Here is a 24,089-nt window from a genome sequence, read left to right on the forward strand (position 1 = left end):
GAAATGAGAAATGAGAAATGAGAAATGAGAAATGCCTCCGATATAATCGGAGGCATTTTGAATTGGCACGCCCACGGGGAATCGAACCCCGGTTACCGCCGTGAAAGGGCGATGTCCTAACCGCTAGACGATGGGCGCATATTGTATTTTCTTACTGGCGCACCCGGAGCGATTCGAACGCCCGACCCTCTGGTTCGTAGCCAGATACTCTATCCAACTGAGCTACGGGTGCAGCACAATCACTTGTTCAAGTGATTAAGAAAGCGTAATAATACGGATTTATCTGAGTTCTGTCTATTGTTTTAGACTTTTATTTTTAGTTATTTTTTAACTGATTGATTTTAAAATAAACTATTTTTCGACGCAAGTTGCAGCAATTCTGCCGCATGTTGCCGCGTCGTATCGGTAATGACTTCTCCGCCCAACATACGGGCAACCTCTTCGACCCGTTGGATTTCATCCAATATACTGATTTCGCTGACGGTTTGCTCTCCCTCGCTGTGCTTGCGCACTCGCCAGTGGTTTTCGCCGCAGGATGCGACTTGCGGAAGATGGGTAACGGCAAGCACCTGATGTTTTCTGCCCAACGCACGTAATGCCTTGCCGACCATTTCAGCCACTCCCCCTCCAATACCGGTATCGACCTCATCAAAAATCAGGGTGGGAACTTGGGTATATTGGCTGGCAACAACCTGTAAGGCAAGGCTGATACGCGCCAATTCGCCGCCGGAGGCAACTTTATTCAGCGGACGGGGCGGATTGCCTTTGTTGGCGGCAACTTGAAATTGAACCTGCTCCAAACCGTGTGCCGTCGGCGACGAGGGCAACAGGACGATGTCGAAACGTGCACCTTTCATGGCAAGGTGTTGCATATGCTCGGTCGTTTCGCCGCTCAAACGCTCTGCCGCCTGATGGCGCATGGCAGAAAGGATGTGGGCAGCTTCCTGATATTCGGCAAAATTGTGGGCAACATTATGCTCGAGCGCGTCCAAATCGGCGGCAGCTTGCAGGCTTTGCAGGCGTTCTTCGATTTCTGCCAACTTGGCAGGCAACTCTTCAGGCTCGATCCGGTATTTCCGCGCCATCCCCATCAGCTCGCCCATACGCTGCTCTTGTGCGGCAAGTTCGTTGGGATTGATGTCGCTGCGACCTGCCACATCGCGCATATTGGCACTGATTTCGCCCAATTCGGCTTCGATGCTTGCCAACATATTCAGGCTCTCGGCAAAGCGCGGCTCGATGTTTTGCAGATTGGCCAATAGTTTTTGACATTGATAGATATGGCGTTGGATGCCGTTGTCGCCGTCAATCTTGCTTCCGACTTCTTCGGCAGCCTGCAACAGCTCGGCAGAATGGGCAAGGCTGTCGTGGCTTTGGCTGAGGGCTTCCCATTCGCCTTGTTTAATGTCCAACTGATTCAATTCGTTAAACTGCCATTCCAGACGCTCTTGTTCGAGTGCAATGTTTTCTGCCTGTTCCTGCGCTTCCTGCAATGCTTTTTTTGAGTTTGCCCAGTTTTGATAAAGCTGCCTGACGGTTTCCGCCTGCGCCCTGCTGCCCGCAAATGCGTCCAACAATTCGCGCTGGGCGGCTTCCTGATTAAGCGAATGATGGGCGTTTTGCCCATGGATGTCGATAAGCTGGCTGCCGACGGCTTTGAGTTGCGCCAAGGTAGCGGCCTGATTGTTGATAAAGCTGCGGCTTTTGCCTTTGGCATCGATAATGCGGCGGATACTGAGTTCTTCTTCTCCGTCGTTTAAAAGCCCCTGTTCATACAATTCTGCTTTTAAAACAGGTAAATGGGAAATATCAAACAACGCCGACAACTGCGCTTCTTTTGCGCCGCTGCGGACTTGGCTGTAATCGGCTTTATCGCCCAACAGCAGACCAATCGCATCCAAAGTAATGGACTTGCCCGCGCCAGTTTCTCCGGTCAATACGGTAAAGCCGCTTTGAAAATCCAGATTCAGATTTTCGACAATGACAAAATCACGCAAAGAAAGTGTTAGAAGCATCGTGAGGATTCCTTAGCAATTCTACCGACAAAAGCAATATCAACTTTAGATATACGAATTATAACTAAGATTTTTTAAATTAAAAATAAGTTTTTCCTTAATTTTGCTTAGTGCTTGTTTTTATCTGCTTATTTGTTGAAATGCCGTCTGAAGCAATGTGCGTTTCAGACGGCATTTGGAATTTCAGTTGGGCAGGGTATCGGACGGTACGGCTTCCGGCTCTTCTTCATCCGTAGGCGGCATTTCCATTAAATCGGGTAAAACCAGTTCGCCCAGTTCGGTCAGCGGCGGAAGTTCTTCCAGACCGTCCAAGCGCAAATCGCTGAGAAAAGTTGCCGTTGTCGCCCACAATGCGGGTTTTCCCAATGTGTCCCGATGTCCGATGACTTCAATCCACCCCCGATCCTGCAAGGTCTGCATCACGTTCTGCGACACCGCCACACCGCGTATGCCTTCGATGTCGCCGCGCGTTACGGGCTGCTGGTAGGCGATAATCGCCAGTGTTTCCATCACGGCGCGGGAGTAGCGCGGCGCACGCTGTTCTTGCAGGCTGCCCAGCCGCTCGAATGCCGTCTGAACAATCTGAAAACGCCAGCCCTCTTGCGTATGCACCAGTTGCAACGCCCTATCCTGCCAACGCGTTTTCAACTGCGCCAACACATCAATCAGTTTGTCCTGCGACAGTGGCGGCACACACAATTCGCGCATAGATTTTTCGGTCAGCGGTTCGGTTTGGGTCAGCAGTGCGGCTTCAATCAGCGCGTCGGGAGAAATTTTGTCGGTCATACGGGTATCCGTGCTGAAACGGCATGGGTTTGGATATGCCGTCTGAAATCGGTTGGAGTAGAGAGAAGCTGCCTGAAAAATATTTTTCAGACGGCATTCTTTATGCTTCCGAAGGCTTCTTCCCTTTACGCTCTGCTTTTCTGGCTTCGCGTATGGCTTTGAGTTCGGCTTCTTTCTGACGGGCTTTTTTGAGCCAAGTTTCCCATTGGTTCGGCGTTTCGAGGGTGATTCTGCCGATTTTGCCTTCACGGAAGTCGGTGAGGATGTTTTCGGCGGCTTTTTGGTAGTTGATCCGTCCGCCGCTGAGGACTGCGCCGCGTTTTTTGGCTATCCATTCGAGCCAAACGTTTTCGTCCCAGTGGCTGCTGGGGTCTTTGTCGGCTTGGTAGCGTTCTTGCAACATAGGGAGGTAGTGGCGGCGGAGGTAGTCTAAAAGTTCGAGGGCGACTTCTTCTTCGTCCAATGCGTTGCGTCCGACTGCGCCGCCGGCGGCGAGGTTGTAGCCGCTTTCTTCGACAATGATTTTCGGCCACAGCATTCCGGGGGTGTCGTACAGCCAGAAGTCGTCGGCAAGGAAAAGGCGTTGTTCGGCTTTGGTGATGCCGGGTTCGTTGCCGGTTTTGGCGGATTTTTTGCCTATCATGCCGTTGATGAGGGTGGATTTGCCGACGTTGGGAATGCCGCAAATCAAGACGCGCAAGGGTTTGTCTATGCCTTGCCGATGGGGAATCATCGCGCGGCAGGCTTGGGTGATTTTGCCGTGTGCGCCGGTTTCGGAGGAATCGAGGGCAATGGCGCACGTGTCGGGGCGGCTGTTGTAGTGGTCAAGCCAGACCTTTGTGCGTTCGGGGTCGGCAAGATCTTGTTTGTTTAGGATTTTAAGTTTGGGTTTGCCTTTGGAAAGCTGGGCAAGCAGGGGGTTTTCGCTGGAGGCGGGCATTCGCGCATCCAGCATTTCAATCACCATGTCTACGCTTTTGGCGCGCTCGGCGATGGCTTTTTTCGCTTTGTTCATATGGCCGGGAAACCATTGGATTGCCATGTCTTTCCTTTCTTCTCAATATTTGAAATGCCGTCTGAAACAGAAAATCGGGTTTCAGACGGCATCATCGTTCAACGGGATTAGCGGCTCGGCAGGTTTTGCGCCTGTCTGTGCCGTATCAGCAATTCATAACGCCCTTTCAACCTTCGGGCGAGTTTTTCGACAATATAGACCGAACGGTGCTGTCCTCCCGTGCAACCGATGGCGACGGTAACGTAGCTCCTGCTTTCATCCTCCAAACGCGGTAACCAATGCGTAACAAACCTTTCGATGTCGTCAACCATTTCCTGCACAAGCGGCTGTCCGTCCAAATAATCCCAAACGGGCTTGTCCATACCGGTGTAAGGCCTCAACTCGGGATCGTAATACGGGTTGGGCAGACTGCGCATATCGAACATAAAATCCGCGTTGTTCGGCACACCGTATTTGAACCCGAAGGACTCCAAAATCACCAGCAGCCCGGTACGTTCGACCTTCAGCCACTGCCGGACTGCATGGCGGAGCTGTTGGGCATTCATCTTGGAAGTGTCGATACAATAGGCGATTTCTTTAAGCGGGAACAGCCATTCCCGTTCTTTCTTTAAGCTTTCCAACAGGGTCATATCCTGATTGCTCAGAGGATGTCCTCGCCTGGTTTCGGAAAACCGGCGGACCAACACGCTTTCTTCCGCCTCGACAAACAAAACTTCAACCCTGTGCCCCAGTCCGCGCAGAGAGGCAATCTGTTCCCGCGCCTGTCCGATGTCAATGCCGGAACGTACATCGACGCTGACCGCCAATTCGGTTTCGTCCGCACGCTCGATATGATACGACACCAGCGCGGGCAACATTTCCAAGGGCAGGTTGTCCACGCAGAAATAACCCGAATCTTCCATTTGGCGCAGTGCGACGGATTTGCCCGAACCGGACAACCCGCTAATCAGGACGATTTTCATGATTCTGTTCGTTTTCTTTAAGTTGCGTCTGATGGCGTTCCAAAAATTCGCGCGTACTGTCCTTACCGCGCAACTGCAAAATGTAATTGCGTACCGCCGCCTCAACCAAAACGGCGAGGTTGCGTCCGACGGCGACGGGCAGCGTAACCGAACGGACGTTGACGTTGAGGATGGATTCGGTTTCGGTGCGGATACTCAACCGGTCGAGCTGCTTCATATACTCGTCGTCTGCCTCGACCAAATTGATAATGAGTTGCAGGATTTTTTTGGGGCGGATGGAAGTTTCGCCGAAAATATGGCGGATATTGAGTATCCCCAAGCCGCGCACTTCCAAAAAATCACGCAGCATAGGCGAACAACGCCCTTCCAATGTTTCCGGACCGATGCGGAACAGCTCGACCGCATCGTCGGCAATCAGGCTGTGGCCGCGCGAAATCAGTTCCAACGCCAATTCGCTCTTGCCCAAGCCGGAATGTCCGGTAATCAGCACGCCGATTTCAAACACATCGAGAAATACGCCGTGTTTGACGGACGATGCCGCCAGGGTGCGTTGCAGGTAAATCCGCAACACGTCCATCAGATAGGGGCTTTCGAGTTTGGAAGTCAGCAGTGGAATATCGTTTTTATGGCAATAGTCGCGCAGCCCCGGGGAAACCGGCAAGCCGTTTGCCACAATAACCAAAGACATAGAAATGTCGAACAGGTCGCCGAACTGATAACCCGTTTCCCCCGATTCGAGACGGTTCAGATATTCCGATTCCGCCAAACCGACCACTTGGATTTGGTTGGGGTGGATGAAATTCAGGTGTCCGACCAAAGCGAGGACGGGCTTGTCCGCCTCTACGCCGATACGGTTGTCCGCACCCGAATTGCCGGCGGCCCAGGCAAGTTGTAACTTGTATTGGTTGTCGTCAAACAGTCGGCGGACGGAAATACTGGGCATATTATTCTTCAGTCAAAATGGCGCGGGCTTCTTCCGCAGAAGAAACCGTCATCAGCGATTCGCGGATGCTTTTTTGGGAAAACTTGCCGGCCAGTTTGGATAAGACTTCCAAATGTTCGCCAGTTGCGTTTTCCGGCACCAGCAAGATAAAAATCAGGGAAACCGGCTTGCCGTCCGGTGCGTCAAATCCGACGGGTTCGCGCGTGCGGATGAACGCGCCCGTCGCCTGCTTCACGCCGGCATGACGGCCGTGCGGGATGGCAACGCCCTGCCCCAAACCGGTCGAACCGAGTTTTTCACGGGCAAAAAGACATTCGAAAACATCAGCATGGGACAATGAGGATTCGCGTTCCAAAAGCAGGCCCGCTTCCTCAAACAGCCTTTTTTTACTGCCCACCTCCATATCCAAAACAATATGGGACAAAGGCAAAATTTCGCCGATAAGGCTCATAAGCTTCTCTTTTCAGACATCGCAAAACAGAAAGATTGTACCGACTGCTAGGGCAAATCTCAATCCCGCATACGGTACGGGCTGACATAACACAGCGTTTTAAAAACATATTTTAACGCTTTTCGGCACAGATAGAAATGCCGTCCAAAGCAGTTTACGGCTCTTCAGACGGCATTGCCCTGCCTTATTTCGCGAAAAACGTATGGGCAAAAATGGCGGTAAACCACACCCAACCAATTCTGTTGTTTGCCAAAAACGTTTCAAAACAGATTTGCCGGACGCGGCTTTTGATGGCGGCATATTGGCGGTATTGCAGCAGCAGGACGATGGGGATTGCCGTCCAATATGCCCATGCCGCACCGATAACCGCACCCAATACTGCCATCAGCAGGGTAAAGCCGCCATGACACAGCATAACGGCGGCGATGTCGTAACGCCCGAACGTGACGGCGGAGGTTTTGATGCCGATTTTCAAATCGTCTTCTTTGTCCGCCATTGCATAAACCGTGTCATACGCCAGAGTCCATAACACATTGGCGGCAAAGAGTATCCACGCTTGAGGCGGCACGTTTCCGGCAACGGCGGCAAACGCCATCGGGATACCGAAGGAAAAGGCAAGCCCGAGATAGAGTTGGGGAATCGGAAAAAAGCGTTTGGTAAACGGGTAAGTCAGCGCAAGAAACAGCGCGGGCAGGCTCATCAGCCATGTCAGATGATTCAGCGGAATCAGGCACAATGCGGCAAGCAGGCACAAAAATGCCGTCAGCAGCAGCGCTTCTTTTTTTCCGACCCGACCCTGTGCGAACGGACGGTTTTTGGTGCGCTCGACAGCACCGTCAAAATCGCGGTCGGCAAAATCGTTGATGACGCAACCGGCACTCCGCATTAAAAACGTGCCGATTGTAAACGCCGCCAATACCGCCAAATCGGGAATGCCGTCTGAAGCCAGCCACAATGCCCAGTAGGTCGGCCACAGCAAAAGCAGCGTCCCAATGGGCTTGTCCGCCCGCATCAGGCGCAGGTACACATCCAAACGATCGGACAGTCGTAAAAATAAAGGGGATTTAGGATTCATATTGCCGCACAGCTTGAAAAAACGGTATTTTATCCGATAAAGCGTTTCAGTTCGGGCAGAAAATACTCGGTCAGCAGCATTTCCTCGCCGTGACGGGAAAACCGAGAACGCCGCGCGGCAAAGTACCGTCCGCATCCTTCGCCGGAAACGGCAAACTCAAACGCCGAACGCGCCCCTTCCAAATCGGCTTGAAACAGACGCTCGCCCAAAGGACGCGTGCCGCAGTCCAAAATGTTTTGCCAAAACGCCGAACCGATACGGCACTCGCTCCTTGCCGCGACAACAGGGATACCGTCCAGCTTCAACAAAACTTCGCGCACCAGCCTCCCTCCGCATTCCGTCTCCAATTCGCCCAGTTTCAGCAGTTCCACCGAAAATGTATGCGGCAAGGCGCGCAATGCGGCGGTCAGCGACCGGGCTTTCAATAACCGGCTCATCGGCAGGTCGATGCCGTCTGAAACGGCGGCGGGCAAGTCGGGCAGCCATTTCCCAAATAGGTGTTCCATATTTTTCCCAATCTTTATACCGCGTCTGTTTTTGCCAACTCCATCCATTCCGCTTCGGAAAAATCGGCTTTCAGACGGCATTTCAAGTAGTTCAGGCTGTCTTGGGCGATGTGTGCGTCGCGGCTGTCGTGGATGTGGTTGAACACGAGGCTGTACAAGCGAATGCCGTATTGTTTGAGCGCTGCGAAACTGAGTAAAGTGTGGTTGATACTGCCAAGCCGTCCGCTGGTAACGAGGATGACGGGATAGCCTTGCTGACGGATATAATCAATGGTTAACAGGTTTTCCGTCAGCGGAACCATCAATCCGCCCGCGCCTTCGACCAAAACGACTTCGTACTGCGCCGCCAATTCTTGTGTGGCGGTACGGATTTTGTCCAAGTCCAAATCCCTGCCATCCAGACGGGCGGCAAGGTGGGGCGAGGCGGGATAGCTGAAGATTTCGGGCATGGTCAGACGCTGTTCATCGGCTTCCTGCATGGGTATGCCCATGATTTTGCGGTGAACGGCGATGTCTTCGGCGATGTCTTGGCAACCGGTTTGCACGGGCTTTTGCGTGATCACGCTTTTGCCCTGCTGCAACAATTGTTTTGCCAACATACCGGTGGCGACGGTTTTGCCGATGTCCGTGTCTATGCCGCTGACGAAGTAAACGCCTTTCATTTGCTGTGTTCCTTCAAGATTTGCACGGTTTTGTCGGCAAGTTTGGTCAAAACGCCGTCTGAAATGATGTAAGGCGGCATCAGATAAACCAACCTGCCGAACGGGCGCACCCAAATGCCCTGCGCCACGCAATCCGCTTGAAAACGCGCCATATCCACGCCTTTTTCCAACTCGATCACGCCGATGGCGCCCAAAACGCGCACGTCTTTCACACCACGAATGTCCCACGCGGTTTTCAGACGGCATTTTAAGATGCTTTCAATGCGGCGGATATTTGCCTGCCAGTCTTGAGACAAAAGCAGTTTGACCGAAGCGCAGGCAACGGCACACGCCAGCGGGTTTGCCATAAACGTCGGGCCGTGCATAAACACGCCCGCTTCGCCGCGCGAAATCGTTTCGGTAACTTTTTGCGAAGTGATTGCTGCCGCCAGCGTCATATAGCCGCCGCTCAAACCCTTGCCGATGCACATAATATCCGGCACGACCTCCGCGTGTTCGCAGGCAAACATCTTGCCCGTGCGCCCGAATCCGGTGGCGATTTCATCAAAAATCAAAACGATATCAAACTCGTCGCACAAATCGCGCAATCCGCGAAGATACTGCGGATGATAAAAATACATGCCGCCCGCGCCCTGCACGACCGGTTCCAAAATAAAGGCGGCAATGTCCGTATGATGCGCTTCAAACAAGGCGCGGACAGGCTGCAAATCCGCCTCGTCCCATTCATCGTCGAAACGGCTTGTCAGGTTATCGACAAAATAACGCTGCGGCAACGCGCTGCCGAAAATATGGTGCATCCCCGTTTCCGGATCGCAGACGGACATCGCGTTCCAAGTATCGCCGTGATACCCGCGCCGCACCGTCGCCATATTTTGTTTTGCACGCAAACCCCGCGCCTGCTGGTATTGCACCGCCATCTTCAACGCGACTTCCACCGAAACCGAACCCGAATCCGCATAAAAAATACGATCCAGCCCCTGCGGCAAAATCCCGACCAACAATTTGCCCAGCTCCACCGCCGGCTCATGCGTCAAACCGCCGAACATCACATGCGACATCTGTTTCATCTGCGTCTCAACCGCCTGATTCAAAACGGGATGATTGTAACCGTGTATCGCACACCACCAAGACGACATCCCGTCAATCAGCCGCGTGCCGTCCGCCAATTCGATAAACACCCCTTCTGCACGTTTGACAGGATAAACGGGAAGCGGATCGGTCATGGAAGTATAGGGATGGAGCAGATGGGTACGGTCGAAATCAAGCAATGATGATGTGTGTTGATGTTCAGACGGCATAAGTTTCTCTCTTTTCTTATTGCTGCATTCAAACGCAAAACGCGTATTCTACTCCGACAGACCGCTTCCCACACCTTTCCATCCGTTTCGGGCGCAAAACCGCGAAACAAATCGTTCCGCAACATAAGCGCACACCGTTTCGCATTCCTCAAGCCCGATTGGAATCAGACGGCCCAACGCCCAATACCGTTTCACGCAGCCTCCGCCCAACGCTTCAATCAGTCATAGACAAAACGGCAATCCATACGATACAGATCATAGCAACAGCCATCGCAACAACGTTGGCAAAATCAGGGGACTCCGACATTGGCGCATAGCATCTGCCGATGCACGGCTCCTCATTCGGCTCTATGAATACCATACCCATCACAAAATCCACCGCCAAAACCAGGCACGGCTTCTTATACTTATGATAGATTTCCACCATCCTGTCCCATATATACCAAACATTCATACCGTATATCCCGCAGGCAACAAATTCCGATTGAAGGTTACAGCCCTATTTTATAGTGGATTAACAAAAATCAGGACAAGGCAACGAAGCCGCAGACAGTACAAATAGTACGGAACCGATTCACTTGGTGCTTAGCACCTTTAGAGAATCGTTCTCTTCGAGCTAGGGCGAGGTAACGCCGTACTGGTTTTTGTTAATCCACTATATTTTCAAACCGGAAAAATGCCGTCTGAACCTTCAGACGGCATTCCATTCACATTTATTCGTCTTTTTTGTGTTCGATGGCGTTTCGGGAACGATTGCCGCCGTAAGGCTCTTCAACCGTATATTCCCCCTCGATAATATCGTCATCGCGGGAAAAGCCCTCTTTTCTGCCCGATTGGTTCATGTTGAAAAAATTTTCCGCACCTCCTGCCTGCAACACTGCACCTCCCTTAAACGGCAGCAGCAGCAATACCGCCAACACCGAGGATACGAATCCCGGACTCATCAGACACACCGCCGCCACCGTATAACGGATAGGCCACAACATCTGATAAACGGATACCCTCCCGCCGCTTCTCATTGCCGCGCCCGCCAATAAAAGACCGGACAGCCCCGTATGCCTGAGCATCAGCACGCCGGCGGCAAAGGTTGCCGCCATTAGAAACAGCGTCCAACCGCCGCCCAACCAATCGGCAACCCACACAATCGACATAATCTCCAAAAACAGCAGCACCAAAAAACCGATACCGAAAAATCTCATTGACCGTCATCCTTATATTTAAGTAAACAGCAAACCGCCCGAACAGGACTCCAAGCGAGCTGCCTGTAAATGATTACAAAACCATGTGCTTCAAGCCGAAACAATGTGAAATCACGCAATATAGTGGATTAACAAAAACCAGTACAGCGTTGCCTCGCCTTAGCTCAAAGAGAACGATTCTCTAAGGTGCTGAAGCACCAAGTGAGTCGGTTCCGTACCATCTGTACTGTCTGCAGCTTCGTCGCCTTGTCCTGATTTTTGTTAATCCACTATAATTATTTTTTAGCGTGTAAAACAAAACCGGCTGCATACCTGCAACCGGCCTCAAATCAGCACAATTCCTTATCCAAATCCGCCAACAGCTCTTTCAGACCGTCTCCGATTTCCTGAAGCGTAACCGGACGGTTGCCGTCCGAACCCGACTCCGCACCTTCTGCATACGGTGCAAACGTGCTCTGCAATTTCAACAGTTTCACCACATCCAAACGGGTGTAGCGTTCGCCGCCGTAACCGACAACCACACCGTGATCATGCTGCCATTGCGCAAAACCATAGGGGCTGATTTGCAACAGTCCGCACAACTCGTCCAGCGTGAAATAGCGTTTTGCGGGAACCTTCAAATCAACGTTGTTTGTCATAGTAGTGTTCCACCATGCTTTTGAGTTTCTGGCTGGCATGGAAAGTTACCACGCGGCGGGCGGTAATCGGCACTTCCTCGCCGGTTTTAGGATTACGACCCGGGCGTTGCGGCTTGTCGCGCAACTGGAAATTTCCGAAACCGGAAATTTTGATTTCTTCGCCGCTTGCCAAAGTGCTGCGGATTTCTTCAAAAAAGAGTTCGACGATTTCTTTGGCATCGTTTTTGGTGACGTTGCTGACTTTGTCTACCAAAATATCGGCCAGTTCTGCTTTAGTGAGAGTCATATGATTACCTTCTGTTGTAACAGTTGTGGATTATTACCAATTTTTATTTAAAATTCAAGCGAATATTTATTTTTTAACTGCGAAGCCGCGCCCCTGCCGCCGTTGCCGCGCCAATCAGTTTTCCGATAAGCGGCTCGACTGCCTCATCCGTCAGCGTGTTTTCCATATCCTGCAAAATCACTTTGACCGCCACGCTCTTCATCCCTTCGGGCAGTCCCGTGCCGCGATACACGTCAAACACGCTGATTTCCTGTACCAACTTGTTTGCCGCGCCTTTCAAGACAAGCAGCAAATCATCATGGCTCATAGCTTCCGGCATCACAAACGCCAAATCGCGGCGCACCGGCTGGAATTTCGATACGACCCGATAGCGCGTTTTCCCGCATTCCAACACGGCCGCCATATCGATTTCAAATACCAGCGGCGCTTGCGGCAGGTCGTATTTTTGCAGCCATTTCGGATGCAGTTCGCCGACAAAGCCGATGACTTTGCCGTCTGAAACGATATTGGCGGCACGTCCGGGATGCAGGGCGGGATGTCCGGTTTTAACGAACTCGACTGCTTTGTTTTTCAACAGATTTTCCACATCTGCCTTAATGTCGTAAAAATCCGCATTGCGCGTTTTCCCACCCCATTGTTCGGGCATTGCCGCGCCGTACCACAGACCGCCGATGCGTTCGTTTTGGACAAACCGGCCGTCTGAACCTTTGCCGAACACGCGGGCGATTTCAAACACGCGCACGCGGTTTTGTTTGCGGTTCAGGTTGTTTTGCAAAATTTCCACCAAGCCGCCGATGAGTGTGGAACGCATCACGGCATATTGCGCCGCCAGCGGGTTTTGCAGGCGGATGGGGTCGGCGTTGGCGGCAAAATCTTGTTCCCACTGCTCGTCAACGAAGGCATAGCTGACCACTTCGCGGTAGCCGTGCGCCGCCATTTCGTTGTAAACGGCAAAACGCGAGCGGCGTGTTTCGGGCAGTTCCAGCATTTTCAGACGGCCTGACGTGTAATCGTCGGGGATGTTTTCATAGCCGTAAACGCGTCCGATTTCTTCAATCAAATCGGCCTCAATTTCGATGTCAAAACGGAAGCTCGGCGCGGTAACGCGGAAGCCTTCCGCCGTTTTCTCGGGCTGCAGGCCCAAGTGTTGCAAAATGGTTTCCACCTGTTCGGCAGGAATGTCCACGCCCAACACGGTTTTCAGACGGTCCAAACGCAGTCCGACCTGCTTGGCTTCGGGCAATTTACCTTGTGCTTCAACCATCTCGCCTGCCGCACCACCGCAAATCTGCAACACCAATTCGGTAGCACGTTCCATGGCATCCGCCTGCAAACGGTAATCCACGCCGCGCTCGAAGCGGAACGACGAATCCGAACCGAAACCGTATTGGCGCGATTTGCCGGCGATGATTTCGGGCGCAAACCAAGCCGCTTCCAGCACGATATTTTGCGTGCCGTCTGAAACCGCGCTCGCCGCGCCGCCCATTAAGCCCGCCAAACTCAACACGCCTTTTTCGTCCGCCACGACCAGCGTGTTTTCAGACAGGGAAACGGTTTTCTCGTTCAGGCATTCCAGCGTTTCCCCTTCGCGCACGCGGCGGATGTGCAGGCTGCCGGAAAGTTTGTCGGCATCAAAAACGTGCATCGGCTGACCGATTTCCAGCATCACATAATTGCCGATGTCCACCAGCGCGGAAATACTGCGGATGCCGCTGCGCTCCAAACGTTGTTTCATCCAATCGGGAGTAGCCGCTTTCGCATTGACATTTTCAATAACGCGGCTGATAAAACGGCCGCAATCGGCAGGCGCGTTAATCTGCACGGGCTGTTTTCGACTGCCCGTGATCGGCGCGGTATGGATTTCGGGCTGCCTGAACGCGCACCCCGTCAATGCGGACACTTCGCGCGCAATGCCCTTAACACTCAAGCAATCAGCGCGGTTAGGCGTAATTTTCAACGTAAACAGCGTATCGTCCAAATCCAAGTATTCACGGATATTGGTACCGACGGGCGCGTCTTCAGGCAGAATGTGCAGGCCGTTCACACCGTCGTCGGGCAGACCGAGTTCGTCGGTGGAACACAACATCCCGTCCGACACCACGCCGCGCATTTTGGTCGGCTTGATTTTGAAATTACCCGGCAAAACGGCACCCGGCAGCGAACACGGCACTTTGATGCCCGCTTTCACATTCGGCGCACCGCACACGATCTGAACCAACCCACCCGTACCCGCATCGACTTGGGTAACGTTCAAACGGTCGGCATCAGGATGTTTTTCAACGGATTTCACTTCGGCAATTACCACACCCGTAAACGCAGGCGCGGCAGTCTCGGCTTCTTCCACTTCCAAGCCGGACATGGTTAACAGATGTTCCAGCTTATCGGAGGAAAGTTCGGTATCGGCTTGGGTTTTCAGCCATGAGTAGGAGAATTGCATGTTATGTTCTCAATTAACTAATTAACTTTAGATTTTCAAGAGCTAGCTAAACCTTTTTGAATGGCTAAGTCCCTATTAATTACTTCTACAGAAATGTTCCATAAAGAAATCAACCGCAAAGTATCTTTCTTATTAAATTCTTGCTTTATTAATTCATTCAATTGCCCAAGATAATTAAGCGGCACATCCGGGATAACCAGTAATAATTTGATTTCTATGCTACCCCATTGCAAATTTGAAAAAGCACTAGGCATAATTGTTTCTTTGATATCTTCTCTGCCTAATATTCCCAAAATTTCAACATTTAATGCATTACACCATTTTTGATAAATCTCTGAAATATATTCATCAAAACGCTCAGGAGATCTTTCTTGATTTGGAATACTTTGTTTTGCCTCAACAAATAACAAATTATCTTCTTGCAGATAGATAAACTCTACTGTCTTAATACCTTCTTGCCTTCTCTTCCGGATATATGGTTCTATATAAAACAGGTTATTTTTTACTAGATTAAAAGTTATACCTGATTCAGTGAGATTTATTATTTCACTCATAAAAACCTAACCAATCCATGCTGTTTCCGGAGATAAAACACCTATTTCTTCTCTGAACAATCGAATAGACTCACCAATAATTTCATTATCCGGCATGCTATTTTGTAAATTTTCCTGCACCCAAGTAGTCTGTTCCTTTTCTTTGCCAGGCATAAAAACAGGAATACTTTCACTATGCTTTCTAGCTAATAAACACAGCTTCTTGATAACAAAATATGAATGCGTACTCATAAAAATCTGTATTCCCAATTTGGATTTAGATAAGGAAAACAGAATTTCTAGAAATTGATTAATTGCTTTCGGATGTAGATTAGCTTCTGGCTCATCAATAAATAAGATTGATCCAGGACTCAAAAACCGATTTCCTAATAGAGTGTCTAATATCCCAATCTTTTTTACCCCCTCTGCTGTAGAATTGATAGAGAAAGTTTGTCTATCTTTTTCATATACCCATGCCTTCTTTTTATCATTGTAGCTAACATAACCGCCAAACAATGCTTCTAGATCCTTTCTAGCTTCCGCTGCCTCAGGGTAATTCCTCCCTTTTGTTGGTTTAATATCCAATGCTTTTACCAAATCAATGTAAGTAGCATCAAAACCAAATCTCTTTTCTTCCTCTGATTTTTTAATTACATCAAATAGTGATAGAACTTCTTTGGGTGGTAAAAAAATAGAGTTAGCGTTTATTCTGGGAGAAAGTTCGTATAGCTCCGGTTTAATTAGCTTTTTGGTAGTTCTACCAAAAGAAAACAAAACTGAAGAACTATCTTCTAAAGTCATACTTAACTTAAGAGGCCGTTCGTTTGGATTTTCTTTTCCTCTTGTAACTAAATCACCAATTTCCTCTACTTGGAACGTCCAATATAGCTTATCTCGCAATTCCTCAGAAAAATCACGAATATTCTTTCCTTTATGAGCTTCCTCATGACTTTTTAAAACACTATATAATGCCTTTAAAATAAAAGTTTTCCCTTTGCTATTTTCTGCAATAATTAAATTTATTTTCCCTAAATTATCAGCCTTCAATAAGCTAATCGGCCCGAAATTTTCAAGCCAAAATGATTTAATCATATAATCCCCCTAATATATATCAACAATATTTGTACAAGACACATTGTGAAAAGACAGCAACCACAGCACCATAGTAAACGCATAGCAGGCGGATAATGGAGCGACATAGCGTTTCATGATTTAGCTTTCTGAGGTAGGCACAGGCTGCTTTTTTCATTTTTAGGCAGCCTACACAATCATTTTACAAACTGCTTCAAAAAATTCAAATCGTTATCAAAAAACAAGCGCAAATCGTTCACGTTGTAACGCAGCATCGCGAAACGGTCGAGACCGATACCGAAAGCGAAACCGGTGTATTTTTCGGGATCGATATTCACATTTCTCAACACGTTGGGATGCACCATACCGCAGCCGCCGACTTCCAGCCATTTGCCGTTTTCGCCCATAATGTCGATTTCGGCAGACGGTTCGGTGAACGGGAAGAAAGACGGGCGGAAACGTACTTGCAAATCATCGCGTTCAAAGAAGCGACGGATAAAATCCGTGAACACTGCTTTTAAGTCGGCAAAAGTTACGCCCTCTTCTACCCACAAACCTTCCGCCTGATGGAACATAGGCGAGTGCGTGGCATCGCTGTCCACACGGTAAACGCGGCCGGGGGCGATAATGCGGATGGGCGGCTCTTTTTTATCGAGCATATAGCGGATTTGAATCGGGGAAGTGTGCGTACGCAAAACATCACCGTTTTCAACGTAAAACGTATCCTGCATCGCACGGGCAGGATGGTTTGCAGGGATGTTCAGGGCTTGGAAATTGTGAAAATCGTCTTCGATTTCAGGCCCGTCCGCCACTTCGAAACCCATTCCGTGAAAGAGTTCGACCACACGTTGCAAGGTCAGGGTTACGGGATGCAGGCTGCCGCCTTCCTGAGCGCGTCCGGGCAGGGTAATGTCGAGGGCTTCGGCGGCAAGTCGGGCTTGCAGCTTGGCTTCGTTGAGGGCATCGCGTTTGGCATTAAAAGCCGTCTGAAACCGGTTTTTGCATTCATTGATATGCGCACCTATGGTTTTGCGCTCTTCAGGCGACATTTGCCCCAAAGTTTTCAGAAGTCCGGTCAACTCGCCGGTTTTGCCAAGATAACGGGCTTTGATTTGTTCTAGAGCGTTGAAGTCTTGCGCAGCTTCTACTGCGGCAATGCCTTCTGCAACGATGCGGTTTACATTTTCCATAATATCAAGTCTGTCAATTAATGATATGCCACCTGAAACAACGAGGCCGCCTGTATAGCCTGACATATCAGACTCTTCAGACGACCTTATTTTCTTCACGGTCAATCCATTGGATAAATTTTCTGTATAGTGGATTAAATTTAAACCAGTACGGCGTTGCCTCGCCTTGCCGTACTATCTGTACTGTCTGCGGCTTCGTCGCCTTGTCCTGATTTAAATTTAATCCACTATATTTTAACGCAAATTTATTTAAAAAAATAGACTTTAAAGAAAGAAAATCAATCACATAGAATTTCTGCAAACAAAGAAAAAAGGAAGCCGCAGCTTCCTTTTCAATTTTTTGGATTAAGCAGCCAAAGCAGCTTTGGCTTTTTCAACCAATTGTGCAAAAGCGGCTTTATCGAACACGGCCAAATCAGCCAATACTTTGCGGTCGATTTCGATAGAGGCACGTTTCAGACCATTCATAAATTTGCTGTAAGACAACCCGTTTTCACGCGCACCTGCATTGATACGGACAATCCACAATTGACGGAATTGGCGTTTGCGTTGGCGGCGGTCGCGGTATGCGTATTGGCCGGCTTTCATTACCGCCTGCTTGGCAACGCGGTAAACGTTTTTACGACGGCCGCGATAGCCTTTGGCTAACGCGAAGATTTTTTGGTGACGGGCACGGGCGGTAACACCGCGTTTTACGCGTGGCATATTCTAAACTCCTTAAGCGTAGGGTAACATTTTAGCAACAGAAGCCAAATCGCGATCATTTACCATAGAGGTACCGCGCAGTTGGCGTTTGTTTTTGGTGGTCTTTTTAGTCAAGATGTGGCGTTTGAACGCATGAGCGCGTTTCACACCGCCGTTACCCAGTACTTTAAAGCGTTTTTTCGCGCTAGACTTGGTTTTCATTTTAGGCATGGGAAAACTCCATTCGTTATCGGATAAGGCATTAGGGGGTTTTAAAACATCGGTTTCAAACACTTGAACCCACAATGCCACGGTTTTTTGCCGCAATTGAAAACTTACTCCGAAGCGGCAATCGGAGTAAGCGGAGAATTATAGCTTTATTTTTTCTTCGGCGCAATCATCATCACCATTTGGCGACCTTCCATTTTGGGAAAGGACTCGATTTGCGCCACTTCAGCCAAATCTTCTTTCACACGTTCCAAAAGTTGCGCGCCGAGTTGCTGGTGAGCCATTTCACGGCCGCGGAAACGCAATGTCACTTTGACTTTATCGCCGTCGGCAAGGAAGCGGTTGATGTTGCGCATCTTGATTTGATAATCGCCCTCATCCGTACCCGGACGGAATTTGATTTCCTTGATTTGCACCTGCTTTTGGTTTTTCTTGGCTTCGTCGCGTTTCTTGGCCTGCTGGTATTTGTATTTACCGTAATCCATCAGTTTGCACACAGGCGGTTTAGCAGTTGGGGAAATCTCTACCAAATCGACATCCTGCCCTTCGGCCATAGCCAAAGCTTCACGAACTGAAACAACACCAAGCTGTTCGCCTGACTCACTGATTAAACGCACTTCTTTGGCGGTAATTTCGCCGTTGATTCGTGCTTCGCGTTCTTGAGCGATGATGAATACTCCTATAAAAATTAATGATTGACGAGGGCATCAGTGATTTCTTGCTGCAATTGCGCAATGAAATCATCCAAATCCAAAGAACCCAAATCTTCTGCTTTGCGGCGTACCGCCACTTTGTTTTCCTGCTTCTCCTTATCGCCGACAACGATTTGATAAGGGAAACGGTATTGGCTGTTGTCGCGGATTTTGTAACCGATTTTTTCGTTACGCAAATCCAACTCGGCGCGGAATCCTGCCGCCTGCAATTTGGCAGCCACTTCCCGACAATAATCTGCCTGATTTTCGGTAATATTCATAATCACCATTTGAACCGGAGCCAACCATAACGGGAAAGAGCCTGCATGGTTCTCAATCAGAATGCCGATAAATCGCTCCAAAGAACCTAAAATGGCGCGATGCAACATAACAGGTCGCGAGCGGTCGTTGTTTTCGGTTACATATTCTGCACCCAAGCGTTCCGGCAAGACGAAATCCAGTTGTAATGTACCGCATTGCCAAGAACGACCCAAGGCATCTCTGACATGATATTCGATTTTAGGCCCGTAAAACGCACCCTCGCCCGGCAATTCGCCCCATTCCACGCCGCAGGCAGTCAATGCCTCGCGCAAACCCTGCTCTGCCTTATCCCACACGTCATCTGAACCTGCACGTTTTTCAGGGCGAAGAGAAAGCTTGACGGATACATCATGGAAACCGAACTGTTTGTAGATGCGAACCAACAATTCATTGAACGCACGGGCCTCGCTGACGATTTGGTCTTCGGTACAGAAAATATGCGCATCATCCTGCACAAATCCACGGACCCGCATCAGACCATGCAATGCACCGCTCGGCTCGTTGCGGTGGCAGGAACCGAATTCCGCCAAACGCATCGGCAAATCTCGATACGAACGCAAACCGTTGTTAAAAATTTGAACATGACCCGGACAGTTCATCGGTTTAACCGCATATTCGCGTTTTTCCGAACTGGTTACGAACATATTATCTTTGTAGTTGTCCCAATGGCCGGATTTTTCCCAAAAGGTTTTATCCATGATTTGAGGCGTTTTGACCTCTTTATAACCGGCGGCGTTCAGCTCTTTACGCATATGCTGTTCAATCACTTGCCACAAAGCCCAGCCTTTAGAATGCCAAAACACCATGCCCGGCGCTTCGTCTTGCAGGTGGAACAAATCCAATTGCTTGCCCAATTTGCGGTGGTCGCGCTTTTCGGCTTCTTCGATACGTTGAATATAGGCTTTCAACTCGTCTTTTGTCGCCCAAGCCGTACCGTATATGCGTTGCAGCATTTCATTGTTGCTGTCGCCGCGCCAGTATGCGCCCGCCAACTTGGTCAGTTTGAAGTTTTTCAGGAAACGGGTATTCGGAACGTGCGGACCGCGGCACATATCGACATATTCCTGATGATGATACATCCCCATCGCTTCCACTTCGGACATATCGTCAATCAGGCGCAGTTTGTATTCTTCGCCGCGCTCTTGAAAAATTTTAATCGCCTCCGCACGCGGAGTCATGATTTTGACCACATCATAGTCTTGGGCAATCAATTCTTTCATACGCGCTTCAATGGCGGCAACATCTTCCGGTGTAAACGGTTTTTCCGTGGCGATGTCGTAATAAAAGCCCTCTTCAATGACGGGGCCGATAACCATTTTTGCATTAGGATAGAGTTGCTTGACGGCATGCCCGACAAGATGCGCGCAGGAATGGCGGATGATTTCGATGCCTTCCTGATCTTTCGGAGTAATGATTTGAACAGCAGAATTTTCAACAATCGGGTCGCACGCATCGACCAATTTGCCGTTTACCCTGCCTGCCACCGCCGCCCTCGCCAAACCGACACCGATAGACGCAGCAATTTGAGCCACGGTAACGGGGGATTCGTATTGGCGGACTGAGCCGTCCGGCAAGGTAATGTTCAACATCAAAAAGCTCCAAAACATTAAAAAATAACGGCATAAATGCCGTTATGGGAATTTGGTAGGCACGATTGGATTCGAACCAACGACCCCCACCATGTCAAGGTGGTGCTCTAACCAACTGAGCTACGTGCCTTCTAAAGAATTTTTGCATTTTATCGGGTCGTTTTAATTTTTGCAAGAGGTATGTGCATTTCTTTATGCAACATTGTGGCAAGATTTGGGGATGTCGTCTGAAAAACCGTGGGAATTCATTTATAATGCCGTCTTTTAAAACATATTTCGCCCCCTGTCGCCCAACTGACATTCAATCTTATGCTTAAATTTACCTTACACAAAAAAGACGGATACGCCCGACGCGGCACGCTGGAGTTGAACCACGGCAAAATTGAAACGCCGGTATTTATGCCTGTCGGTACTTACGGCTCGGTTAAGGCGATGAACCCGCAAAACCTGCACGACATCAAGGCGCAAATTATTTTGGGCAACACTTATCATTTGTGGCTGCGTCCGGGCTTGGAGGTCGTCGAACAGTTTGGAGGGCTTCACGGCTTTATCGGCTGGGACAAACCGATTCTGACCGACTCGGGCGGTTTTCAGGTTTTTTCTTTGTCGGATATGCGCAAGCTGACGGAAGAAGGCTGTACGTTCAAAAGCCCGATCAACGGCGACAAGCTGTTTTTATCGCCTGAAATTTCCATGAAAATCCAAACGGTTTTGAACTCGGACATCGCGATGCAGCTGGACGAATGCACGCCGGGCGAAGCAACGCGCGAACAGGCGAAAAAATCGCTGCAAATGAGCCTGCGCTGGGCGGAACGGAGCAAAAAAGCCTTTGAAGATTTGAAAAACCCGAACGCGCTGTTCGGCATCGTGCAAGGCGCGATGTATGAGGATTTGCGCGAAGAATCGCTGCGCGGTTTGGAACAGTTTGATTTTCCCGGCCTTGCCGTCGGCGGCTTGTCCGTCGGCGAACCCAAGCCCGAAATGTACCGTATGCTGCGCGCCGTCGGTCCGATACTGCCTGAACACAAACCGCATTACCTGATGGGCGTAGGCACGCCGGAAGACCTCGTGTACGGCGTGGCGCACGGCATCGATATGTTCGACTGCGTGATGCCCACCCGCAATGCACGCAACGGCTGGCTGTTCACCCGTTTCGGCGATTTGAAAATCAAAAACGCCAAACACAAGCTCGACAAGCGTCCGATAGACGAAAGCTGCACCTGCTACGCCTGCCAAAACTTCAGCCGCGCCTACCTGCACCATCTGCACCGCGCCGGCGAAATCTTGGGCGCACAGCTCAACACCATCCACAACCTGCATTTCTACCAAGTCATTATGGCGGAAATGCGCGAAGCCGTCGAACAAGGCAAATTTGCCGACTGGCAGGCGCAATTCCACGAAAACCGCGCGCGCGGCACAGACTGATTCCCGGCAATGCCGTCTGAAGCCGCTTCAGACGGCATTTTGCCGCTTTACCCTACCCGCACTATTTTTCAGAAACCGATCATGCTTCCATTCCTTCCAGAACCCTCCCTTTCCTATACGCAACAAAACCGTACCGCCGTTTTGCTGTTGAACCTCGGCACGCCCGACGCGCCGACCGCGCAGGCGGTACGACCTTATCTGAAGTCCTTTCTGACCGACCGGCGCGTCGTCGAACTGCCCAAATGGCTGTGGTATCCCATTCTGCATGGTCTGGTACTGACGCTCCGCCCCAAAAAAAGCGCGCACGCCTATGAAAAAATCTGGTTTAAGGAAGGTTCGCCCTTAGAAGTTTACACAGCACGCCAAGCTGCCGCGCTTGCCAAACGTATGCCCGACCTCATCGTCCGCCACGCCATGACCTACGGCAATCCTTCGGTGGCAGACGTATTGTCGGAACTGAAGGCGCAAGGCGCGGGCAGACTGCTGGTCATCCCGATGTACCCGCAATATGCCGCTTCCAGCAGCGGAGCGGCAGTAGATAAGGTGTGCGAACAATTACTGCTGCAACGGAACCAAATGAGCGTCCGCACCGTTTCGCGCTTTTATGACGATACCGGCTACATTGATGCGATGAAAAACCACATCCTCCGATATTGGGCGGAACACGGACGTGGGAAAAAACTGATGTTGAGTTTTCACGGCGTACCGCAGAAGCACCACGACCTCGGCGACCCCTATCCCGACGAGTGCCGCCACACCGCCAAACTGCTTGCCGAAGCACTGGAACTGACCGAAGACCAATATGTCGTATCGTTCCAAAGCCAATTCGGCAGGGCAAAATGGGTTACACCGAGCACGCAGGATTTGTTCGGCAAACTGCCCAAACAAGGCGTAACCGAACTGGACGTATTCTGCCCGGGCTTTTTGGCAGACTGTTTGGAAACCATGGAAGAAATCGCCCTGATGGGGCGTGAACAGTTTTACGAAGCAGGCGGCAAAAGCTACCGCTACATCCCCTGCCTCAACGACAACCCCGACTGGATAGACGCACTCGTCGCACTTGCCGAAGAAAACCTTGGCGGCTGGCGTTGAAACTGTTTGACCCATGTCTAAAATGCCGTCTGAACGCCGTGTTCAGACGGCATTTTCCCGCTACTTTAGCGTATGATGGCATCTATGCTGGACAGCACATCAAGTGCAACCTTACCACCGATTCGGCAAAAAAACCTTTCACCCGCTACGCAAAATCAACAACAAGGTTTCAAACATTAAGGAAACACCAATGAACACAACCCGACTGCCGACCGCCCTCGTCTTGGGCTGCCTCTGCGCCGCCGCTTCTGCCGCCGACAACAGCATCATGACAAAAGGGCAAAAAGTGTACGAATCCAACTGCGTCGCCTGCCACGGCAAAAAGGGCGAAGGCCGCGGAACCATGTTTCCGCCGCTCTACCGCTCCGACTTCATCATGAAAAAACCGCAGGTGCTGCTGCACAGCATGGTCAAAGGCATCAACGGTACAATCAAAGTCAACGGCAAAACCTACAACGGATTCATGCCCGCAACCGCCATCAGCGATGCGGACATTGCCGCCGTCGCCACTTATATCATGAACGCCTTTGACAACGGCGGCGGAAGCGTTACCGAAAAAGACGTAAAACAGGCAAAAGGCAAAAAAAACTAAACAGACAAAATGCCGTCTGAAACCGGCAATCCGGCTTCAGACGGCATTCAAATCAAACCTTTCTAACGCGGTACTTTCAGCCCCATAGACCCGATATTGCCGCCACCGTCAACCTCCTTCGCGGTCAGCATAAAGCCGCCGATGTCAATACGGCCGCACTCGACCGGCTCCTGACTGTCGGAACGCTTATCGAAAAGCTCGGCAAGGCTCAAACCCTCTTCGCCCGCTTCCAGCCTCAAACCGTAAGCAAGTGCCAAATCACCCGAACGTGCTGCCGGCGAAACGACAAACTCGCCGAAAAAATCAAAATGCTCACGGACACCGATACCCGTCTCGGTAAAGTATTTCGCCATTTTATAGTGAACTAAATTTAAACCAGTACGGCGTTGCCTCGCCTTA

26 protein-coding genes, 3 tRNA genes and 1 pseudogene are annotated in these 24,089 nt (G+C 50.3%); 3 read left to right on the forward strand and 27 right to left on the reverse strand.

Annotated features, from left to right (window positions below):
- Window positions 1-63 precede the first annotated feature (63 nt).
- From HMPREF2959_RS04150 to HMPREF2959_RS04275, 26 genes and pseudogenes are all read right to left on the reverse strand, one after another.
- Window positions 64-138, reverse strand: a tRNA-Glu gene (locus HMPREF2959_RS04150).
- A gap of 17 nt (window positions 139-155) precedes the next feature.
- Window positions 156-232: transfer RNA gene (locus HMPREF2959_RS04155), tRNA-Arg, on the reverse strand.
- A 109-nt stretch (window positions 233-341) separates the two neighbouring features.
- The gene (gene recN / locus HMPREF2959_RS04160; protein ID WP_002229226.1) at window positions 342-2,015 is read right to left on the reverse strand and encodes a DNA repair protein RecN; all 1,674 of its coding nucleotides are present in this window, start codon (window positions 2,013-2,015) and stop codon (window positions 342-344) included.
- 183 nt (window positions 2,016-2,198) lie between these two features.
- Entirely contained in the window at window positions 2,199-2,801 is a 603-nt protein-coding gene (locus HMPREF2959_RS11960; RefSeq protein WP_002217634.1) for an SMC-Scp complex subunit ScpB, read from the reverse strand.
- Window positions 2,802-2,901: 100 nt separating this feature from the next.
- Window positions 2,902-3,843: a ribosome biogenesis GTPase YlqF gene (gene ylqF, locus HMPREF2959_RS11965; RefSeq protein ID WP_002229225.1), complete on the reverse strand. Its 942-nt coding sequence runs from the start codon at window positions 3,841-3,843 to the stop codon at window positions 2,902-2,904.
- Between the two features lie 80 nt (window positions 3,844-3,923).
- Window positions 3,924-4,778, reverse strand: coding sequence for an RNase adapter RapZ (rapZ, locus tag HMPREF2959_RS04175; protein WP_002229228.1), 855 nt, complete (start codon window positions 4,776-4,778; stop codon window positions 3,924-3,926).
- Window positions 4,759-5,721: an HPr(Ser) kinase/phosphatase gene (hprK, locus tag HMPREF2959_RS04180; RefSeq protein ID WP_002214066.1), complete on the reverse strand. Its 963-nt coding sequence runs from the start codon at window positions 5,719-5,721 to the stop codon at window positions 4,759-4,761. The genes rapZ and hprK overlap by 20 nt, the downstream gene beginning before the upstream one ends.
- A 1-nt stretch (window position 5,722) precedes the next feature.
- Window positions 5,723-6,172 carry a PTS IIA-like nitrogen regulatory protein PtsN gene (ptsN, locus tag HMPREF2959_RS04185; RefSeq protein WP_002217637.1) on the reverse strand — a complete coding sequence of 150 codons (450 nt, stop codon included), beginning with the start codon at window positions 6,170-6,172 and terminating at the stop codon, window positions 5,723-5,725.
- 184 nt (window positions 6,173-6,356) lie between these two features.
- A complete protein-coding gene (gene ubiA, locus HMPREF2959_RS04190; protein ID WP_002229227.1) occupies window positions 6,357-7,247 on the reverse strand; it encodes a 4-hydroxybenzoate octaprenyltransferase in 891 nt (296 codons plus the stop codon).
- Window positions 7,248-7,276: 29 nt separating this feature from the next.
- On the reverse strand, window positions 7,277-7,753 hold the full coding sequence (locus HMPREF2959_RS04195; protein WP_002223928.1) for a chorismate--pyruvate lyase family protein: 477 nt from the start codon (window positions 7,751-7,753) through the stop codon (window positions 7,277-7,279).
- A 14-nt stretch (window positions 7,754-7,767) separates the two neighbouring features.
- Window positions 7,768-8,415 (reverse strand): dethiobiotin synthase, encoded by a 648-nt coding sequence (gene bioD, locus HMPREF2959_RS04200; protein WP_002217640.1) that lies wholly within the window; start codon window positions 8,413-8,415, stop codon window positions 7,768-7,770.
- Window positions 8,412-9,713, reverse strand: a complete 1,302-nt coding sequence (gene bioA, locus HMPREF2959_RS04205) for an adenosylmethionine--8-amino-7-oxononanoate transaminase (protein WP_002229230.1) — start codon at window positions 9,711-9,713, stop codon at window positions 8,412-8,414. The genes bioD and bioA overlap by 4 nt, the downstream gene beginning before the upstream one ends.
- A gap of 214 nt (window positions 9,714-9,927) precedes the next feature.
- The gene (locus HMPREF2959_RS13195) at window positions 9,928-10,167 is read right to left on the reverse strand and encodes a hypothetical protein (protein ID WP_002242443.1); all 240 of its coding nucleotides are present in this window, start codon (window positions 10,165-10,167) and stop codon (window positions 9,928-9,930) included.
- Window positions 10,168-10,426: 259 nt separating this feature from the next.
- Window positions 10,427-10,912: an FxsA family protein gene (locus HMPREF2959_RS04215; protein ID WP_002221234.1), complete on the reverse strand. Its 486-nt coding sequence runs from the start codon at window positions 10,910-10,912 to the stop codon at window positions 10,427-10,429.
- Between the two features lie 329 nt (window positions 10,913-11,241).
- Window positions 11,242-11,550, reverse strand: a complete 309-nt coding sequence (locus HMPREF2959_RS04220) for a hypothetical protein (RefSeq protein ID WP_002243401.1) — start codon at window positions 11,548-11,550, stop codon at window positions 11,242-11,244.
- Window positions 11,534-11,836 (reverse strand): integration host factor subunit alpha, encoded by a 303-nt coding sequence (locus tag HMPREF2959_RS04225; RefSeq protein ID WP_002214080.1) that lies wholly within the window; start codon window positions 11,834-11,836, stop codon window positions 11,534-11,536. Before HMPREF2959_RS04225 ends, HMPREF2959_RS04220 begins: the two co-directional genes overlap by 17 nt.
- Window positions 11,837-11,909: 73 nt before the next feature.
- A complete protein-coding gene (pheT, locus tag HMPREF2959_RS04230) occupies window positions 11,910-14,273 on the reverse strand; it encodes a phenylalanine--tRNA ligase subunit beta (protein WP_002243400.1) in 2,364 nt (787 codons plus the stop codon).
- A gap of 35 nt (window positions 14,274-14,308) precedes the next feature.
- Window positions 14,309-14,827, reverse strand: coding sequence for a hypothetical protein (locus HMPREF2959_RS04235; RefSeq protein WP_002214084.1), 519 nt, complete (start codon window positions 14,825-14,827; stop codon window positions 14,309-14,311).
- A 6-nt stretch (window positions 14,828-14,833) separates the two neighbouring features.
- Complete coding sequence (locus HMPREF2959_RS04240) at window positions 14,834-15,898, reverse strand: AAA family ATPase (RefSeq protein ID WP_002214086.1); 1,065 nt, start codon at window positions 15,896-15,898, stop codon at window positions 14,834-14,836.
- A gap of 176 nt (window positions 15,899-16,074) precedes the next feature.
- A complete protein-coding gene (gene pheS, locus HMPREF2959_RS04245) occupies window positions 16,075-17,067 on the reverse strand; it encodes a phenylalanine--tRNA ligase subunit alpha (RefSeq protein ID WP_002243399.1) in 993 nt (330 codons plus the stop codon).
- A gap of 124 nt (window positions 17,068-17,191) precedes the next feature.
- Window positions 17,192-17,302, reverse strand: a pseudogene (locus HMPREF2959_RS13485) (IS5/IS1182 family transposase); the annotation flags it as partial.
- Between the two features lie 110 nt (window positions 17,303-17,412).
- Entirely contained in the window at window positions 17,413-17,772 is a 360-nt protein-coding gene (gene rplT / locus HMPREF2959_RS04255; RefSeq protein ID WP_002214103.1) for a 50S ribosomal protein L20, read from the reverse strand.
- 12 nt (window positions 17,773-17,784) lie between these two features.
- Window positions 17,785-17,982, reverse strand: coding sequence for a 50S ribosomal protein L35 (gene rpmI / locus HMPREF2959_RS04260; RefSeq protein WP_002232040.1), 198 nt, complete (start codon window positions 17,980-17,982; stop codon window positions 17,785-17,787).
- A gap of 146 nt (window positions 17,983-18,128) precedes the next feature.
- Window positions 18,129-18,650 carry a translation initiation factor IF-3 gene (gene infC / locus HMPREF2959_RS04265; RefSeq protein WP_010951024.1) on the reverse strand — a complete coding sequence of 174 codons (522 nt, stop codon included), beginning with the start codon at window positions 18,648-18,650 and terminating at the stop codon, window positions 18,129-18,131.
- 17 nt (window positions 18,651-18,667) lie between these two features.
- Window positions 18,668-20,581 (reverse strand): threonine--tRNA ligase, encoded by a 1,914-nt coding sequence (gene thrS / locus HMPREF2959_RS04270; protein WP_002243398.1) that lies wholly within the window; start codon window positions 20,579-20,581, stop codon window positions 18,668-18,670.
- Between the two features lie 53 nt (window positions 20,582-20,634).
- Window positions 20,635-20,711, reverse strand: a tRNA-Val gene (locus HMPREF2959_RS04275).
- 179 nt (window positions 20,712-20,890) lie between these two features.
- Between HMPREF2959_RS04275 and tgt the strand changes: the two genes are divergently transcribed.
- The 3 genes from tgt (at window position 20,891) to HMPREF2959_RS04290 (ending at window position 23,690) form a co-directional block, all read left to right on the forward strand.
- Window positions 20,891-22,006 (forward strand): tRNA guanosine(34) transglycosylase Tgt, encoded by a 1,116-nt coding sequence (gene tgt / locus HMPREF2959_RS04280; protein ID WP_002226525.1) that lies wholly within the window; start codon window positions 20,891-20,893, stop codon window positions 22,004-22,006.
- Window positions 22,007-22,015: 9 nt separating this feature from the next.
- Window positions 22,016-23,098 (forward strand): ferrochelatase, encoded by a 1,083-nt coding sequence (gene hemH / locus HMPREF2959_RS04285; protein WP_079888770.1) that lies wholly within the window; start codon window positions 22,016-22,018, stop codon window positions 23,096-23,098.
- Between the two features lie 190 nt (window positions 23,099-23,288).
- Window positions 23,289-23,690, forward strand: a complete 402-nt coding sequence (locus HMPREF2959_RS04290) for a c-type cytochrome (protein WP_002214111.1) — start codon at window positions 23,289-23,291, stop codon at window positions 23,688-23,690.
- 62 nt (window positions 23,691-23,752) lie between these two features.
- On the opposite strand, the gene HMPREF2959_RS04295 is transcribed toward HMPREF2959_RS04290, so the two are convergent.
- Window positions 23,753-24,043 carry a hypothetical protein gene (locus tag HMPREF2959_RS04295; RefSeq protein WP_002214112.1) on the reverse strand — a complete coding sequence of 97 codons (291 nt, stop codon included), beginning with the start codon at window positions 24,041-24,043 and terminating at the stop codon, window positions 23,753-23,755.
- Window positions 24,044-24,089: the final 46 nt, after the last annotated feature.

This window comes from Neisseria sp. HMSC070F02, from assembly GCF_001814225.1.
Lineage (GTDB): Bacteria > Pseudomonadota > Gammaproteobacteria > Burkholderiales > Neisseriaceae > Neisseria > Neisseria meningitidis.

Bases quoted from the DNA above. Each gene is read 5' to 3' on its own strand.
- rpmI (WP_002232040.1), bottom strand. From the start codon at position 17,982: ATGCCTAAAATGAAAACCAAGTCTAGCGCGAAAAAACGCTTTAAAGTA.
- HMPREF2959_RS13195 (WP_002242443.1), bottom strand. From the start codon at position 10,167: ATGAATGTTTGGTATATATGGGACAGGATGGTGGAAATCTATCATAAG.
- HMPREF2959_RS04235 (WP_002214084.1), bottom strand. From the start codon at position 14,827: ATGAGTGAAATAATAAATCTCACTGAATCAGGTATAACTTTTAATCTA.
- HMPREF2959_RS04225 (WP_002214080.1), bottom strand. From the start codon at position 11,836: ATGACTCTCACTAAAGCAGAACTGGCCGATATTTTGGTAGACAAAGTC.
- ylqF (WP_002229225.1), bottom strand. From the start codon at position 3,843: ATGGCAATCCAATGGTTTCCCGGCCATATGAACAAAGCGAAAAAAGCC.
- recN (WP_002229226.1), bottom strand. From the start codon at position 2,015: ATGCTTCTAACACTTTCTTTGCGTGATTTTGTCATTGTCGAAAATCTG.
- ptsN (WP_002217637.1), bottom strand. From the start codon at position 6,172: ATGAGCCTTATCGGCGAAATTTTGCCTTTGTCCCATATTGTTTTGGAT.
- HMPREF2959_RS04290 (WP_002214111.1), top strand. From the start codon at position 23,289: ATGAACACAACCCGACTGCCGACCGCCCTCGTCTTGGGCTGCCTCTGC.
- ubiA (WP_002229227.1), bottom strand. From the start codon at position 7,247: ATGAATCCTAAATCCCCTTTATTTTTACGACTGTCCGATCGTTTGGAT.
- HMPREF2959_RS04220 (WP_002243401.1), bottom strand. From the start codon at position 11,550: ATGACAAACAACGTTGATTTGAAGGTTCCCGCAAAACGCTATTTCACG.
- HMPREF2959_RS04295 (WP_002214112.1), bottom strand. From the start codon at position 24,043: ATGGCGAAATACTTTACCGAGACGGGTATCGGTGTCCGTGAGCATTTT.
- hprK (WP_002214066.1), bottom strand. From the start codon at position 5,721: ATGCCCAGTATTTCCGTCCGCCGACTGTTTGACGACAACCAATACAAG.
- HMPREF2959_RS04240 (WP_002214086.1), bottom strand. From the start codon at position 15,898: ATGATTAAATCATTTTGGCTTGAAAATTTCGGGCCGATTAGCTTATTG.
- pheT (WP_002243400.1), bottom strand. From the start codon at position 14,273: ATGCAATTCTCCTACTCATGGCTGAAAACCCAAGCCGATACCGAACTT.
- bioD (WP_002217640.1), bottom strand. From the start codon at position 8,415: ATGAAAGGCGTTTACTTCGTCAGCGGCATAGACACGGACATCGGCAAA.
- pheS (WP_002243399.1), bottom strand. From the start codon at position 17,067: ATGGAAAATGTAAACCGCATCGTTGCAGAAGGCATTGCCGCAGTAGAA.
- rplT (WP_002214103.1), bottom strand. From the start codon at position 17,772: ATGCCACGCGTAAAACGCGGTGTTACCGCCCGTGCCCGTCACCAAAAA.
- rapZ (WP_002229228.1), bottom strand. From the start codon at position 4,778: ATGAAAATCGTCCTGATTAGCGGGTTGTCCGGTTCGGGCAAATCCGTC.
- tgt (WP_002226525.1), top strand. From the start codon at position 20,891: ATGCTTAAATTTACCTTACACAAAAAAGACGGATACGCCCGACGCGGC.
- thrS (WP_002243398.1), bottom strand. From the start codon at position 20,581: ATGTTGAACATTACCTTGCCGGACGGCTCAGTCCGCCAATACGAATCC.
- HMPREF2959_RS04195 (WP_002223928.1), bottom strand. From the start codon at position 7,753: ATGGAACACCTATTTGGGAAATGGCTGCCCGACTTGCCCGCCGCCGTT.
- HMPREF2959_RS04215 (WP_002221234.1), bottom strand. From the start codon at position 10,912: ATGAGATTTTTCGGTATCGGTTTTTTGGTGCTGCTGTTTTTGGAGATT.
- bioA (WP_002229230.1), bottom strand. From the start codon at position 9,713: ATGCCGTCTGAACATCAACACACATCATCATTGCTTGATTTCGACCGT.
- HMPREF2959_RS11960 (WP_002217634.1), bottom strand. From the start codon at position 2,801: ATGACCGACAAAATTTCTCCCGACGCGCTGATTGAAGCCGCACTGCTG.
- hemH (WP_079888770.1), top strand. From the start codon at position 22,016: ATGCCGTCTGAAGCCGCTTCAGACGGCATTTTGCCGCTTTACCCTACC.